Origin of the sequence: Paenibacillus sp. F411 (genome assembly GCF_017582705.1) — a bacterium.
In the GTDB taxonomy this organism is placed as follows: domain Bacteria; phylum Bacillota; class Bacilli; order Paenibacillales; family Paenibacillaceae; genus Paenibacillus_AQ; species Paenibacillus_AQ algicola.
In genome coordinates, this window is sequence record NZ_JAGFIP010000008.1 from 94,404 (window position 1) to 109,595 (window position 15,192).

At 52.6% G+C, this 15,192-nt stretch carries 10 protein-coding genes; all 10 read right to left on the bottom strand.

Features of this window, described 5'->3' with window-relative positions; all coding sequences use genetic code 11:
* Positions 1-20: 20 nt before the first annotated feature.
* The 10 genes from JJQ72_RS10420 to JJQ72_RS10465 all read right to left on the bottom strand — a co-directional run bounded on the left by JJQ72_RS10420 (position 21) and on the right by JJQ72_RS10465 (position 15,029).
* Positions 21-1,862, bottom strand: coding sequence for a sensor histidine kinase (locus JJQ72_RS10420; protein WP_208203625.1), 1,842 nt, complete (start codon positions 1,860-1,862; stop codon positions 21-23).
* A complete protein-coding gene (locus JJQ72_RS10425; protein ID WP_208203626.1) occupies positions 1,859-2,878 on the bottom strand; it encodes a response regulator in 1,020 nt (339 codons plus the stop codon). The genes JJQ72_RS10420 and JJQ72_RS10425 overlap by 4 nt, the downstream gene beginning before the upstream one ends.
* A gap of 135 nt (positions 2,879-3,013) precedes the next feature.
* The gene (locus tag JJQ72_RS10430) at positions 3,014-4,636 is read right to left on the bottom strand and encodes a sulfatase family protein (RefSeq protein WP_208203627.1); all 1,623 of its coding nucleotides are present in this window, start codon (positions 4,634-4,636) and stop codon (positions 3,014-3,016) included.
* A 230-nt stretch (positions 4,637-4,866) separates the two neighbouring features.
* Entirely contained in the window at positions 4,867-6,591 is a 1,725-nt protein-coding gene (locus JJQ72_RS10435; RefSeq protein WP_208203628.1) for an arylsulfatase, read from the bottom strand.
* Entirely contained in the window at positions 6,569-7,843 is a 1,275-nt protein-coding gene (locus JJQ72_RS10440) for a glycoside hydrolase family protein (protein WP_208203629.1), read from the bottom strand. Before JJQ72_RS10440 ends, JJQ72_RS10435 begins: the two co-directional genes overlap by 23 nt.
* Before the next feature lie 10 nt (positions 7,844-7,853).
* A complete protein-coding gene (locus JJQ72_RS10445) occupies positions 7,854-9,332 on the bottom strand; it encodes a glycosyl hydrolase (RefSeq protein ID WP_208203630.1) in 1,479 nt (492 codons plus the stop codon).
* A 111-nt stretch (positions 9,333-9,443) separates the two neighbouring features.
* Positions 9,444-11,051, bottom strand: coding sequence for an extracellular solute-binding protein (locus JJQ72_RS10450; RefSeq protein ID WP_208203631.1), 1,608 nt, complete (start codon positions 11,049-11,051; stop codon positions 9,444-9,446).
* A 272-nt stretch (positions 11,052-11,323) separates the two neighbouring features.
* Positions 11,324-12,343 carry a glycoside hydrolase family 130 protein gene (locus JJQ72_RS10455; protein WP_208203632.1) on the bottom strand — a complete coding sequence of 340 codons (1,020 nt, stop codon included), beginning with the start codon at positions 12,341-12,343 and terminating at the stop codon, positions 11,324-11,326.
* Complete coding sequence (locus JJQ72_RS10460; RefSeq protein ID WP_208203633.1) at positions 12,340-13,821, bottom strand: sulfatase family protein; 1,482 nt, start codon at positions 13,819-13,821, stop codon at positions 12,340-12,342. Before JJQ72_RS10460 ends, JJQ72_RS10455 begins: the two co-directional genes overlap by 4 nt.
* On the bottom strand, positions 13,818-15,029 hold the full coding sequence (locus JJQ72_RS10465; RefSeq protein WP_208203634.1) for an AGE family epimerase/isomerase: 1,212 nt from the start codon (positions 15,027-15,029) through the stop codon (positions 13,818-13,820). The genes JJQ72_RS10460 and JJQ72_RS10465 overlap by 4 nt, the downstream gene beginning before the upstream one ends.
* Positions 15,030-15,192 lie beyond the last annotated feature (163 nt).

The window sequence follows — 15,192 nt, forward strand, 5'->3', positions numbered from 1 at the left end:
CAGATCCATGAAATACTCCACTATTCTATGATCTCCTTGTTCTGTGCCAGCTGAGGCTGGGGAATGCGAATGCTTACGATCGTGCCGATCTCGCCGTTCTCACCGGCTGTATGAATCGACACCCCATATCGTTCACCATACTGAAGCACCAGCCGGGCATGCACATTGGACAATCCAAAAGACTCCTGCTCAACGTACGACTCGTGCACCTGCTCCGTAATTCTCCGCAGCTTCTGTTGAAGCGCAGATAAAGTCTCTGCCGTCATGCCTTTTCCCTTGTTCATGATCTCCAGCACCAGATCCTGCCGATCCTCATAGGCGCTGACATAGATTGCTCCGCAGCCTCGGTTCGGTTCGATTGAATGCTTGATTGCGTTCTCTACAATCGGCTGCAGAGTCAGCTTGACAAGGCTATAGCCATAATATTTTTCATTGACAATGATGCTGCTCTTGAAAGAATCCTCGTCGAAACGCAGACGGTTAATTTCCAAATACATTCTCAGCACCTCCAGCTCCTGACCAAGCGTGACCTCCCGATGGATGAAGCGGGCGGAGTATCGATATAAAGCTGCCAGGCTCTGGCTCATTGTCACAATCTCCGGCACCTTACGGATGTATGCAATGCTCTTGATAATGTCCAGCGAGTTATATAGCAAGTGCGGATTGATCTGGTTTTGCAGCGCCTTAATGACAGCCTCTTTCTGCTTCAGCTCCTGATTGACCTCCTTCAGTTTGAGTGCAGTGATCGTCTCCATCTGATCACGGAGTCTCTCCACCATGTGGTTAAAGCTTTTGAACAGCGAATGGAATTCCTCAGAGCCCGGATTGCCGGAGGCGGTCACGTCCATTTTGCCCGCAGAGAGCGTCAGCATAAGCTGCTTCAGCTTTAAGATTGGCTTTACAAAGATCCCCGATATGAGGGGAAACGACAGCACGGCAAGACAGCAAATGAGTACAAATACGATAATAACGGACTGCTTGGCGGACTTGAGGCCGCTTGCTACCTCGTCGAAGGGAACCATAGCCACCAGCTTCCAGTTCGTTATGGAGGATTCGCGGATCGCTACGAGCATGTCCTTGTCGCGCCAATCCAGCATATGAGCTCGATCTTCAATGCTCAGATCAATTTTAGATAGCCCGGTAGCGTCCCACGACTGCCCAATCCACTCGTTATCGGCATAATAAATAATAGTGCGGTCTGTAGAGACAACGGCGAACTCCCCTGTCCTGCCGAGATGGATATCCTCCATACTGTTTCGAATCTCCGCGATAGACAGTTCAATAACTAGCGTGCCGATTCTTCCCAGATCCTCCGTGCTATATATAGGCCGCAAGAGCTTGATCCCAGGGACACCGTAGCTAGCGTCAGTGAGATACAGATAGGTCGGCTGCACCTTCAGCTGCTCTCCCTCGGACCAGCTGTCAAGCTCCTCAGATAACTCGATCAAATCGTTGAGGTAGGGTTGATTCATCGTCAGCACCCTTCCGTCACGCGACACAAGGCTCATCGAATAAATTTCAGAATAGTTCAGTGCTACATAGCGGCGCAGCTCTTGATCGACCTCATTCAATTCATATTTGGTGAATGGACGGGAGCCAACAAGCCATTCCTGGATGGCCTGATCATGAACCAGTGTATATGTTGACTTACCAATCTGGGTAAAGTAATAGTCGAGATGGTAGTTGAACTGTGAGGTAGACTCTTGTGTGTTCCTATAGAAATCTTCACGCACTGCGCTTGTATAGTAATAGTTGGCCATGTAGGCCATGGTTATGATAGACAGCAGGCTAAACGTAAGGAAAGCAAGCACCATCTTGAAACGAAGTGTCTGAAAAAATCGCAGCGACCGGTTCCACTTCATAAGCCGATGCTCTTCCGGTATTCTGAAGGCGATTGACCCGCGAACGTTTTAAATACTTTGAAAAAGTAAGACATGGAGGTGTAGCCGACCATCTCGCCGACCTCGTGAATCTTCAAATCCGGCTCTAACAGCAATTCTTTGGCTTTTTGGATACGCACGTAGTTCACATAATTTGTATAAGAGTAACCCGTCTGCTTCTTCATCAACAGGCTGAAATGAGACAGGCTCAAATTGGCCAGCTTTGCCATGTCCCCGATCGGCAGATCATCCATATAGTGTGTTTGAATATGCTCACATACCTTCTTCATCATGTAGTTGCTCGTTGTAGTCTCATCCTGCTCACGCTCCCGATCCTTCGCCTGTCTGCGAAGCCACGCTTCGAGGAGCATGTCGAAATAATGCTGCAGCGGCCCGATCTCGGTCGTTGCAGGCAAAGTGAATTGCACCTCTAATTCGCCGGGCTGCATGACGCTTGCAAGCAGTTGTACCATGCGATGAAATTCAGAAAGATGGTGATGTTTCAAGCTCAGGACCATTTTTACAAATCGTTTATATACTTTGGATGCTTCCTGTGGATCGAGACGCAGCATCTGCTCCTGCAGCTGTCTCAGCTCACTTGTAAGCGGATACATATTATGTAATCGGTGAAGCTGATCTGCTGCTCTTTGCAGGGCGTCACGCAGATCATCCTCCCCGACCGGCTTTAGCAAATAGCTGGAGACGCCGTATGCAATACCTTGCTGCGCATATTGAAAATTATCAAAGCCGCTGAGAACGATGGGGATGACCGGGTATTGCGCTGCATGCAATTCCTTCAGCAGCCATAAGCCATCCGTTTCCGGCATTAGAATGTCCGTAATAACAATGGAGGGATACCACTGCTGGTATGCCTCCATCGCCTCCTTGCCATTCGCTGCCTCTGCAACAACGGCAAATGGTCCGTGTATATTACGGACCATTTCGACAATCCCTTTTCGTATCCACTTCTCATCCTCGGCGATGACAATCTTATGCATGATGAGCCCTCCTCAATTGCTTTTCCCAGTAGTCTTGTGATTACTTTAATTATAAGAGGTACCTCTGTCACTGCCTAGATGATAACGCCAAGCCCCTCCTTTGCAGGTCGAATACTACGAGAAAAAAACCTTCCCCTATACTTCAGGATCCGTAGCCCGCAAAATATATGGCATTCTTTCTTTCGCCCTTTCACTGTCTTCTTCACTCCACCAGGATACCGGTCCGAGTCCGCGTTCCAGCAGCCGCTGCTTCAGTGCCGGGAAGTGAGGCAGCTCGAACATCCGGCGATCGTCCAAATCGTAAGGATGGTCAGGAAACGTAGCCAAGTATGAATTCAGCTCCATTTGCAGTATTCGGAGCCGCTGCTGATGCTCCGGCTTTGCCGCGAGATTACATTGCTCCGTAGGATCATTTCGCAGATCGTATAGCTGATCAGCGTCTAGCGCGTGCGGGAATACATCCATCGTGACATACGGCTGATGCTGATTCGGCATATCCAGGTGATTCGGAAGCTTGTCCAGCTCCCCCTTGGCAGCAAGCTCGGTCAGCCGGTGAGGATAGCGCAGCGAGATATACTTCCATTCATCCATCAATACAGCACGCAGAAAGCCCATCTCAAAGTACAGGCTGCGATGCTTTTCTTCACCCTCCAGAATGCCTCGGATCTCGCGGCCATCCAGCTGCATATGAGAAGGCGGCTGTACCCCCGCTGCCTCGAGCAGCGTTGGCACGAGATCGATATTTTGGACATAGTCGTGGTTAACCGTCCCTTGTCCGAATCCATCCGGCCAGCGAAGAATGAGCGGAATTCGGGTGCCGAATTCATAGCAGCTTGCCTTGCCCGGCTCGACATTATGATCCGATGCATAAACAATCAGGGTATTATCCAGCTCGCCCATCTGCTCCAGCTTCGCGATCACTTTTCCGATCTCCTTGTCCGTCCAATAGGCGCCGACCGTCTGGTGATTAATCGGCAGGCCTGCCGCCTCCAGCTCTTCACAAATCTGCTGCCGTTCTTCTTTAAGTCCAGCAAGCTCCGGATCAGAGCCGCTCCAGGTGAGACAAGGATCCCCCAGCCTTAGCGAGTCATGATGCAAGGGACCATGGAATGAGGATGTCGCATAGTAGAGGAAGAACGGGCGCTCCTTGTCAAAGGTGTCCAACAGTTCAAGAGCTCCTTGAGTCATCCATTCGAGATGATGATAGCGGAGACGGCGCACCGGCATTTCGTCGATATTGCCCCATGCAATACTCCGCGCGTGCTTCACGCCTGTCGTCCGCTTCAGCTCGGCCTGTAATTCTGCTTGCAGCTCCCGGATCTGCTGATCAACGGCAGGATCATAAGGATCTGCATCTGCTGCAAGCTTCGGGATATTAAGCTCGCCCAGCTTTCGTCCGCAATGATACTTGCCTACATATCCCGTTTCGTATCCGGCGTCATTCAGCAAGCCCAGCACGTTCGGTACATTTTCGTCAATGGCGACGTTAAAATTAACCTTGCTGATCTCCCCATCCGGATTATCCCGCTTGAATAGCTCATGACGATTGCGTCCCGCATAGTGCCCTGTCAGATAAGAATATCGGGACGGTGTGCATACGGTGGACGAGCAGTAGGCCCGCTCAAAGCGTACGCCCTCCCGGGCGATTGCGTCGATGTTCGGTGTCAGTACCTGGCCCTTTCCCTTGTAACAGCCCAGGCAATCCTTCTGCGTATCGTCCATAATTAGAAATAATATGTTGGGTTGACGTTTTTCCATTTTGTGAACACTCCTTCACTAAAAATCACTTCACTTGCCTGTCGCTTTTATTAGCATCATAATGCCGGATCAGAGCAGATGGAAATGTACTCTTCTCTGAAATGATGAACTATATTCTTGTTTATTCATATTGTGATTCCAAGTCCAGGTCGAATGCAGAAAGCCACGCTGCAAATAACCTTGCAGCGCGGCTCGCTCTTGTCATCACACTTGTATGCTCTCTTCTCAGCCTACGCCTCGATCAGCCGGACACTTAGTGCCCGCACATCCGCGACATGCCGGCCTGCAATATGCGACGCCTGCAGCTTCAGCACGCCCCTTCCCGCTTGCATCTCCAGCGTCCCGATCCGTAAATGCGTAAATTCCTTCTCATAGGACTCATCCCGCTGGACCCGGTCATCCTGATCCTTCAATGGTGCTTCGAACGGATTCTCAATCACCGCCCGGATCTGCGCTCCGTTAAACGACACCTCGATCTCCGAGCCCTCCTCCCCGATGAAGCATCCATACTTCATCGAAATTTCGTACATTCCTGACGTATGCACCTCAATCTCCCAGGACATTGTCTCCTCTGTGCTGCCCCATTGGATGAAATAAGACGCATTGGGATGCACCGACGACCAACGTATGCCTCCTGTCGGTATGCCATCCTGAGCGTTCAGATAGGTCACCGGAAAGGCCGGATAGCCTACCGGAAGGGGCCGGTCATCAGAATGGCGATCCCGCTCTGCAGCCATCTGCTCTGACCAGCGGGCAGCTCTAAGGTTTAGCTCCGCTGCCAGCTCCGGAACGAATGCAGACACATCCTGCTGCTGCCCTATATCACGGTACATGTCATATAACCCACCCGTGTGACCGCCCGCTCGGTATTGCTGCGTACGTATTCCGGTTACTGTTCCATCATGGCTGTGGGCGAAGATCGCTCGCTCCGGCCACTCACACTCCTCCTCCAGCAGCAGCGGCTTGAGGCTCACCCCGTCCAGCGGCTTCGTCCCTTCCACCGTAATACCAGCCAGCTCCGCCAGCGTAGGCAGCAGATCAATCGCCCCTGCAATCGGCTCGATGCGCTGACCGGCAGCAATCTTGCCCGGCCAATGAATGACGCACGGCGAACGGACACCGCCTTCGTCCGTCGAGCCCTTCTTGCCGCTCATCCCGCCGTTCCAGCGCCAGGTGTTGGGGCCATTATCACTGAAGTACACAACCACCGTGTCCTCCAGCAGCTCCAGGCTGCTCAAATGCTTGATGATTCGGCCGACGTTGTCATCAATATTTTCGCACATGGCCAGCACACTTCGAGTCGCATCCAGTGACTCCGGGTCACTAGGTCGGGCTCGCAGAGGCAGAGGGTGGTTCCGGAACCTGTCGAACCATGGATCAGGGACCTGAAAGGGAGAGTGCGGCGTATTGAATGGAACATAACAGAAAAAGGGATCATTCCGATGTGCTGTCATGAAAGCCATTGCCCGGTCAGTAAGGACATCGGTCAAATAGCCGTCTGCTCGCGTCTCCACACCGTTATGCTCCACGGTGCTGTCAAAGTAGTGGCTCCAATGGCCGCAGCAGTATCCAAAAAACTCATCAAAGCCTCTGCCGTTCGGGTGGTAGGGATAGGCAGAACCGCTATGCCATTTGCCGAAGCAGCCTGTCGCATAGCCAGCGCGCTTGAACACGTCGGCAATGGTTGTTTCCTCCAAATCCAAATACTCGGCCCGCCGAGTGACTCCCTTCACCCCGGTTCGCGGAAAAGAACGGCCCGTCAAAAATTCAGCACGCGTCGGTGCACAGAGCGGCTGGACGTAGAACCAGTTCAGCATCGCTCCCCTCGCAGCCAGTGCATCGATATGAGGCGTGTACACGTTATTATTGCCGTTCAGGCTAAGATCGCCCCAGCCTTGGTCATCCGTCAGAATGACGACGACATTGGGTGGTTTAGGGCTTGATTGTTGAGTCATATGTGTTCTCCTTACGCTCCAGCACCTTGCCGTTTTTTAGATAAATGATGGCCTTCCACTCGCGGTCATCAGGACGCACCTTCCAAGCGGATTGCTTCCAGCTGGTATCAAAATGGACGGTGAATGGCTCCACGTAGGTTGTGTATACCCATTCTTCATTACAATAGAAATCGACATAATCGATCGTCTCCGGATCCAGGCTTGCAAGACGAATCCAACGCTGTCCTTCGTACTCCATCTCCGGCTCGAGGCCCTGCAGGTAAAAACGATCTTCCTCTGGTATATCCGGTACCTCGATGCCGATTCCTTCGGCCATTCGATTGGCGAAAAATTGGTCCTCGCCCCGCGTAATTCCCCAATCGCAGGGGGGCTCTTGCTTGGTCAAGTTGTTATAGTAGCCCCAAGAGGTTCCGCTTCGGTAGGCAACACTCATATTACCGATGGCCTGTGAATCCTCATTGCAAACAATGGGCTTGTCCGGAGCCCAGGACTGGACCCGTCGAATCGCATTGTAATATCCCTGTCTTGTAAGGCCATTGCCATGAATAAGAATGACATCGCTCTCCCTGCACACCTCTTCATCCAGGAAGCCTCCGGTACCGCTGCACCCGACCGGCAAGCCGCCCGACTCATTACGTGCAATCTCCATGAGGGCGACCATCCCTTCGGAGGTATAGATCAGCGGATGAGGCTGGGCGATGTTGTACTCGTTGCATACCTCGATGATGACATTGGTGTATCCGCCCTCTTTTAAAAATCTCGAGGCCACGCGAACAGCATTGAGTACGGCTCGCGTGTCCTGCAGCCGAAACACCTGTCCGGGGTAGAGATAACTGACGATGACCACCATGCCCAGCTCATCCGCAGCGCGAATCAAGCGATCCATACGTTTCGCGTAGGCAGGATCGAGCCTGCTGCCGTCCGGACCGAATGGGTTATTGTCAATGGTGCTGTTAGCGATCGTAAAGCAGGGTCCTCCGCCTTGAAAACCGACCGTAAACGCACGCAGCCCATATTTATACCATTGGGGCAATGCGGAAATTAATGCATCCGTGTTGGAGTCAGCATCGAATTTTTTTCCAAATCGGTGGTATCGGCTGCGATCTCCTTGATCGTCAAATACCCCCTGAATAAATCGGGCGTTCATCAACAAGCCGTGTGCTTCGGGGCGGCTCTTCGGAATCTCGGAATAGGTCTTCTTCCCGTTGATCATGAAATGCTTCCCTTGGATACTTAATATCGTGTTATTCATGTCCTCCTCCTTAAAAGCCGGTTTCGTCAGCCGTAACCACCCAGCTGTCCTGAAAAAGTGCCGCTTCATTATTTTTCACTTCGATGTTCCAGTTTCTCGCATTGTTCGTCCAATGAATAAAGCCGACAATATCCGGCGTATACGTCCGGATGCTGTTAATGACGTCCATATTATTGCTAGTGGTCGAGTCGTCCAGGTATTGTCCGATCAAGATGGGCTTGTTCGGGTGCTGCGCTTTAAAGTTGTTATACGCGCTTAACGTAGCGCTGAACGGCGGAGTTTGAATGCCGAAAATGTCTGTCTTGTCCACCACGAGGCCGCCCATCTGGTTGCTGCGCTTATCCGTGATTTCGTAACAGAAGAGCACATTATGCACCCCTTTAGTCTGTGTCAGATAATTGACCGTATAAGTCCATAGTGCTTTAAACTGCGCATTGGACATTTCCGGCTGATTAAAGTGATACCATGCGTCCCCGTAGTTTGCCTCTCCATACATTCTTAAAATTACCGGGGTGTTGTCCTTCTGGAACTGGAGCAGCACGGCCGCCATATTGTCCAGCTGCTTGTGAAAATTAGTATAGGCGACGGTATTCCGGTCGTAAATGTCCTCCAGCGTCCGGCCATTGGGTACGAATTCCGTGTCCTGACCGTATCCGTTCTTGGTCCATGGGTTGAACGGATTAAACAGCAGCATCGGAATCGAGCCTTTGTTCCGTAATGTCAGCATCTGATCATAATACGTCCCTGTGCCAAAATCCAGATTGGCACTGGATGCAGCGGACCACCAATTCGTCGGCCATGTTTGGGCAAGGCCCGGATACTTGCCGGTGCTGTTGTACAGCTTGGTAATGTCGGTATAAAAGCTGGTCTCTCCTTTGAGTCCGTCCCAGGATTGTCCGGCCAACACCTTATTATTGGCGTTGCCTTTCAACTGGACCAAGTAATTCATCAGCTCCCTGGTGGCTGCTGTCGCGGATGCATCCACAGGTGCCACGGATGTCATTTCAATATAGTCAATGAACACATAGGATTGGTTCTTGGAGAGGACGATCGTGTTAGCGCCACGCTTTAAAGGCAGGGTTACTTTTGTGGTCTTCCATGCTTTCGCAGAGGGGCCTAAGCTCGTTGTGACGACTCCGCCTCCGTTCGCCCGTACATTGATAAGCTTGCTTTGGGAAGTGTTTACGTTCAAGTAGTAACGGAGCGTCACATGGTAGCTGCCGGCTGCCGGCGCCTGCACGGTGAGGGACACCGAGGAGTTATTCCCTGATGACCCGTCAAAATCGACGTAGCCGCTTCCACTGTAGCCGCTGACCGAGGATGAGGTGCTTAACGCAGTCAATGACCCGTTTTCCGCCTCATATCGATACACCCCGGAGCTGGCATTAGCATAAGCATGAGACTGAAAGCCTCCCGCCAGCATAGACACCACAACGATCCCCGAAAGAAGGACTCGCATCCCCTTCATTTTTAATTGACGAAACATCATTACCTCATCTCCTCTTATCTGGAATATAGGCCTGGCCGGGAAAACGTCGGTACGACAAGGTCGTACGCGTTCTCCGGGTCAGGAGGTTACAAGCAGCAGGCAATCAGCTCCTTATTTCAGGGTGGCGTCGTAGTTTCGCTGATAAATATTAATCATTTCCTCCGCACGCAGCTTCTTCAGCTGCTCCAGATGCGCGTCCCAATCGCCTTGGGTTACTCCGTTAATGACGAACTTCGCGGTAATTTTATCAATGTAATTGTTCTTGCCGTTCAGGTCCGGCTCAATAATGGACAGCTGCTCAATGTCATCCGGAGCAAAAAGCAGATTGCCACGATTCTCAAACTTGACCGTTGGCTTATACAATGAGACCACCTGCTCGACCTCCTTGCCAATATCATCGAGAATGATCTTATCCAGTGTGGACTTCAGCAGCGCGGATGCGCCAAATGAAGATGGTGCATCCATGGTCGTGAAGGCATTGTTGCTCATTCCCTCCGGAGCCGGGAGAAGCTCGATTTTGCCATCCGCGGTCTCTTTCCAGTTAACTCCTTCCGGACCATAGAAAATATTCAGTGATTGCTGTTCTGTATAGCTTTGATCAATCCATTTCATCGCGATTTCCGGGTTCTTGTTGACCGATGTGATCGCGAAGCCGGAGCGCGAGTAATTAATGAAGCGGGTATACCAGGATTGGTCTCCCTTCGGGCCTTTTAACGCAGGTACAAACGTATAATCTCCGACCCTTTCCTTCAGCACGACGGAGGAGATCCGGAAGTGGAAGAACGCCCCGATAATCGGCTCACTGTTTTTGATTTTGGCCTCATACACCTGATTGTTCTGAGTGAATACCTCTTCGTCGATCAGGCCAGCCTGATGCAGCTTGTTCAGATATTCCACATAATCCCGGTATCCTGGCTGGGAGGGAGCGTACACCATCTTGCCATTATCAATGTACGTATGGTGATAGGGATCATCCATAATGCCGAAGGAGCCCGCGATCGGGCCGGGGCCGCGCGCATGGTTCCCATAGACGAAGCTCAGCGGAATTTCATCCTGCTTGCCGTTGCCATTGGGGTCGCCCTCTTTGAACGCCTTCAGCACCTGCTCCAGCTCCTCCGTTGTCGTCGGGACTTCAAGGCCCAGCTTGTCGAGCCACTTCTTGTTGATGACCATGGCGGTGTTGTACGCAGAAGATTCTCTGTCCTGCACTGTCGGGATGGAGTAAATGTTGCCATCCGGCGCGGTAGCCATCTTCTTGAACTCCGGGTTGTCCTTGAACATTTGTGAGATATTCGGCGCATGCTTCTCAATGAGATCATTCAGTGGAATGAGAGATCCCTCCGTGCCGTACTTCACAATCTCCGAGTCAGACAATGTGAACGCTCCGTAAATAACGTCAGGCAGATCTCCGCTCGCGAACATCAAGTTCTTTTTCTCTACCTTGTTCTGCCCGGTGACCAAATCCCACTCAATATTCACATTGGTGGCCTTCTTCAGATCCTTATAGTATTTCAAGTCGTTGTAATCCTTCTTCACTTCGTCTGACTTTTCAGCGAAAAACTTCATCGTGACCGGCTCGGCCAAAGGAAACGTGAGATCCGCAGCCTCTTCCCCTGCATTGCTTTCTACCGGCTTGCCGTCACCTCCGCTGCAGCCGATCAGCATCGTCGTCAGCATCATGATCGACAGACCCGTCGAGACCCACTTCTGTACCTTCATCTGTGTTTACCTCCTAAAAATAGAAATAAGTAAAACGTCTCTTGGTAGCGTTTACATCTGCATGCATCACATCGTATCAGGATCTATCCGGAGGTTCAATTTGCGAATTGCAAAGGAGTATGCCAAACGCATGAAGCCTTGTGCAGCCTGGCATTTCAGCGTCATCATCCTCTGATCAATATGCGAAAAGCAAAGAAATCAGACAGCAGGCTTGGCCCGGAAGGCCAAGCCTGCTGTCTGTATGGCTGTTTCTGGATGTCCAGCCTCCGCGTTTACCGGTACTCCTCTCCATCTCCGCCGACGAGCTCCGAATTTTCCTTCAGATAAGCTAACAGCTCATCCACCTGCGTGTAAGCTACTGCCACATACGTATCTGCTGCGCCGTAATAAATAGCGATCCGCCCCGTCTCCGCATCATGAAGTGTCGCGCAAGGAAACGCGACATTCGGAACGAAGCCCACCGTCTCGTACGGCAGCTCCGGGGTCAGCAAGTAATCTCGTGACCGATACAGCACCTTCGACGGGTTATCCAGATCCAGAAGCGCTGCACCGATACTGTACACCAAGCCGTTGCATGTACCGCTCACACCGTGGTAGAACAGCAGCCAGCCCTCCGACGTTTCTACCGGAATGGGTCCTCCTCCGATCTTTACGCTTTGCCACCAGCCGTTTCCTCCCCGGCTCATAACGCGTCGATGCTTGCCCCAATGGACAAGGTCCGGGCTCTCGCTCAGGAAGATATCACCGAATGGCGTATGGCCGCTATCGCTCGGACGGCTGAGCATCATATATTTATCCTTGATTTTGCGCGGGAATAGCGCACCATTGCGGTTGAACGGGATAAATGGATTCTCCAGCCGTACGAACTCCTTGAAGTCCTTGGTCATCCCGAGTCCGATCGTAGCACCGCCAAATTCCGTACACCAGATGATGTAGTACGTGTCCTCCAGCTTCACCAGCCGCGGATCATACGCATAGGACGGCTGGTACGGACGGCCCTGCTCATCCTTCCAGAGCACCTCTTGATCCTCAATATCCCAGCGCAAGCCATCCTTACTGCGGCCTACATGAATCTGTGGCTTGCCGTGCTTGTGGTCAGCACGGAAGACGCCGATGAAGCCGTCCTCGTACGGCATGACCGCACTGTTAAAAATACGGGCAGTCCGTTTCGTCGGATTCCAAGAAATAATCGGGTTCTCGGTATGACGCCACAAGACGCCTTCATGGCCCTCAGGCTTCTCCTGCCATGGCATGTGGGGTAAGGGCTCACCAATAATGCGTACGTTTGTCATTGATCATGTCCTCCTTGAATGGCTTTATTCTCTTCTTGTGTGCGTTCTGCTCTGTGCGACCACGCGGTCAGCTCCGAGCGCAGCCGTTGGACGATGTGCGCGTTGGCCGGTCTGGCTGCAACGTTCGTCAGCTCCCCCGGGTCCTCTTCCAGATCGTACAGCTCGTCCTGGTCCCCCATGGGATCGTGAACGAGCTTCCATTTCTCCGTTCTTATCATTCGACGCTGCCCTTCGGCCTCCCGTTCTTTCAGTGAACGGTTCAACGCGGGCATGCCTGTACAGCTCTCTTCCTCATGCAGCTGCGCCAAGGTGTACGCCGGACCCCCGGCACCGTAGACCGCATACACGCAAGAACGCGGCTCAGCAGCTGTTACGCCTGGCAGCAGCTGTCCATCCATGGGGGCGGACAGCTTGAGGCCCTGCAGCTCAAGTACTGTAGGGACAATATCGAGCAGACTGACGGGACTCGTCTCCCGTACACCCTGCGGCACATGTCCCGGCCAGGACACAATCAGCGGCACCCGGGTCAGGCAGTCATAGAACACACCGCCTTTATCAATCATGCCATGCTCCCCGGCGAAGTCGCCGTGATCGGAGCAGAATACGACGATGGTATCGTCCCGGAGCTGCAGCCGCTCCAGCGCCTCCATAATCCGCCCCAGCTCATCATCAATGAACTGAATCATGCCATAATACGCACCCAGGGCCGCGTAGACATCTTCCTCTGATTCCTGGTCAATCCGCAGGATGTCGTAGAGCACGCGGTTGCGCTCTGGTGCCTCGTGCCAATGATCCTGTCCCCAAGGCGGCAGGACAATCTGTTCTTTGGTATACTTGTCCGCATACACACGGGGCACCTCCAGCGGGGTGTGCGGGTCGGGGAACGAGACCCACAGAGCGAAGGGCTCCTCTTGGTGATCCTCCAGGAACCTCACGGTTTGTGCTGCTACAAGTGAGGTGGAGTAATCCTCCAACGGATAATCCGTTACTGCGTAGCTCATGACTGGACTTTGTACCGGCATATTTCGGCGAACCTCATGCGACCGCCAAATCCCCTCCTGCGGACGCACCCACTCTGCTCCCTTCAGGACGGTGTCCTCTGACAAGCCGAGATGGCCGATCTCGCATATGATATCGAACATGTCAGCATCCTGCTTCAGATCGAAGCAGTGATTTTTGCCAATCAAGCCTGTCCGATATCCCGCCTTCTTCCATTCCCGAAATGCATGAGGCTGCGCCGGCGGTATCGTCTGGTGATTCTCGCGCAAGCCCGATCGGTCAGGGTATAGTGCGGTCCATAGTGCCATGCGGGCCGGAGCGCACAGCGGATGCGGTGTATGCGCCTGTTCATATAACACACCACTGTTCGCCAGCCGCTCCAGGACAGGAGTTCTGCAGAACGAATTGCCGTACAAGTGCGAGGCCGTTGCCTTCATCTGATCGACCATAATAACAATCACATTGGGCTGTGACATCATGGTGTCCTCCCTTCGCTTACCTTAACTCGCTCCATGAGCTCCATGCAGGCGCGTCCGTTGTGGTAGGGACACTTCCACACCCCGGCCTTCGGCAATGTACGGTCCACGTTACCCTGCTCATCGACCTTCCAGTGCCATTCGCCAAGCTCATGATCTATCATATTGTCCTTCGTGTAGGTCCAGCTCCGCAGGGCGGCATGAAGATATCGGGATTCACGTGTCAGCTCGTAGGCGTTCATGAACCCGACGATCGCCTCGGCTTGGAGCCACCATTCCTTATGCTTGGCAATATGCTCGCCGTCCCGCTCATACCACAGGCTGCCGTCTGGCTGCAGCGCCTCTTCGTAAACAGCCGCCGCCAGCTGGATGCATACCGGGCGGGTGCGTGCGAGCAGCTTCTCATCACCAAGCACCCGGGCCGCCTCCCACAGCAGCCAGCTGCCTTCAATATCGTGACCGAACGAGATGGCTGTAGAGAGTGGCTGCCAATTCCGATGAAAGAACCGATGGAAGTGACCGGTGCTCCTATTCACAATATGCGACAGCGTGATCTCGATCAGCTCTGCCAGCTTTCTGCGCAGCCCGCTGTCCTCCCAGACCCGCAGCAAGCACGTATACGCTTCCAGCATGTGCAGCTGGGTATTCATCGATTTGCTTGCCAGCCTATTCCCTTCACCAAGCTCGATACCATGAGCCTGACACCAGTCCCGGTCATATCGCTCCATGTAGCCGCCATAGGCTTCATCATAAGCGTGCTTCTCCAGCAGCCGGTACAGCGCCTTTGCCTGCTCCAGTGCCGTCTTACTGCCCGTTGCCCGGACATATTCGGCCAGCCCGTAAATGGCGAAGGCTTGACCGTGCACCTGCTTCTGATCCTCTTTAGGGCTTCCATCACAGGCAAGCAGCCAAAGCATCCCTCCCTGCTGCGAATCCGTAAAATGTGCAGTCAGGTAAGCATATGCCCGTTCCATATAGGCGGCGTAGGTGACATCGCCCGTGATTCGGCAGGCTGAGGAGAAGGTCCACAAGATTCTCGCATGAAGCACGAGCCCTTTATCGGCCTTCTCCCGCATGGTGCCGTCCGAAGATACCTCGCCAGCGAACCCGCCATACCGCTCATCTACCGTGTGCTCCATCCAGAAGGGCAAGATGTTATGAATCAATTGTCCCTCCAGCTCCTGGCAAAGCTGCTTCATGGTGTCCTGCATTCATGTCCTCCTCGCAGTGACAAGCCTAAATATATAATTCCCACCTAAAGTTATCATAAAATTATGTTATTTACAATAAATAAACCTAATAAAAAAGCAGCCCTCTGCTGCTGATTGAGGACTGCCTGCTTCTTCATACCGTTTCAATGGCAAATGAGTTTTT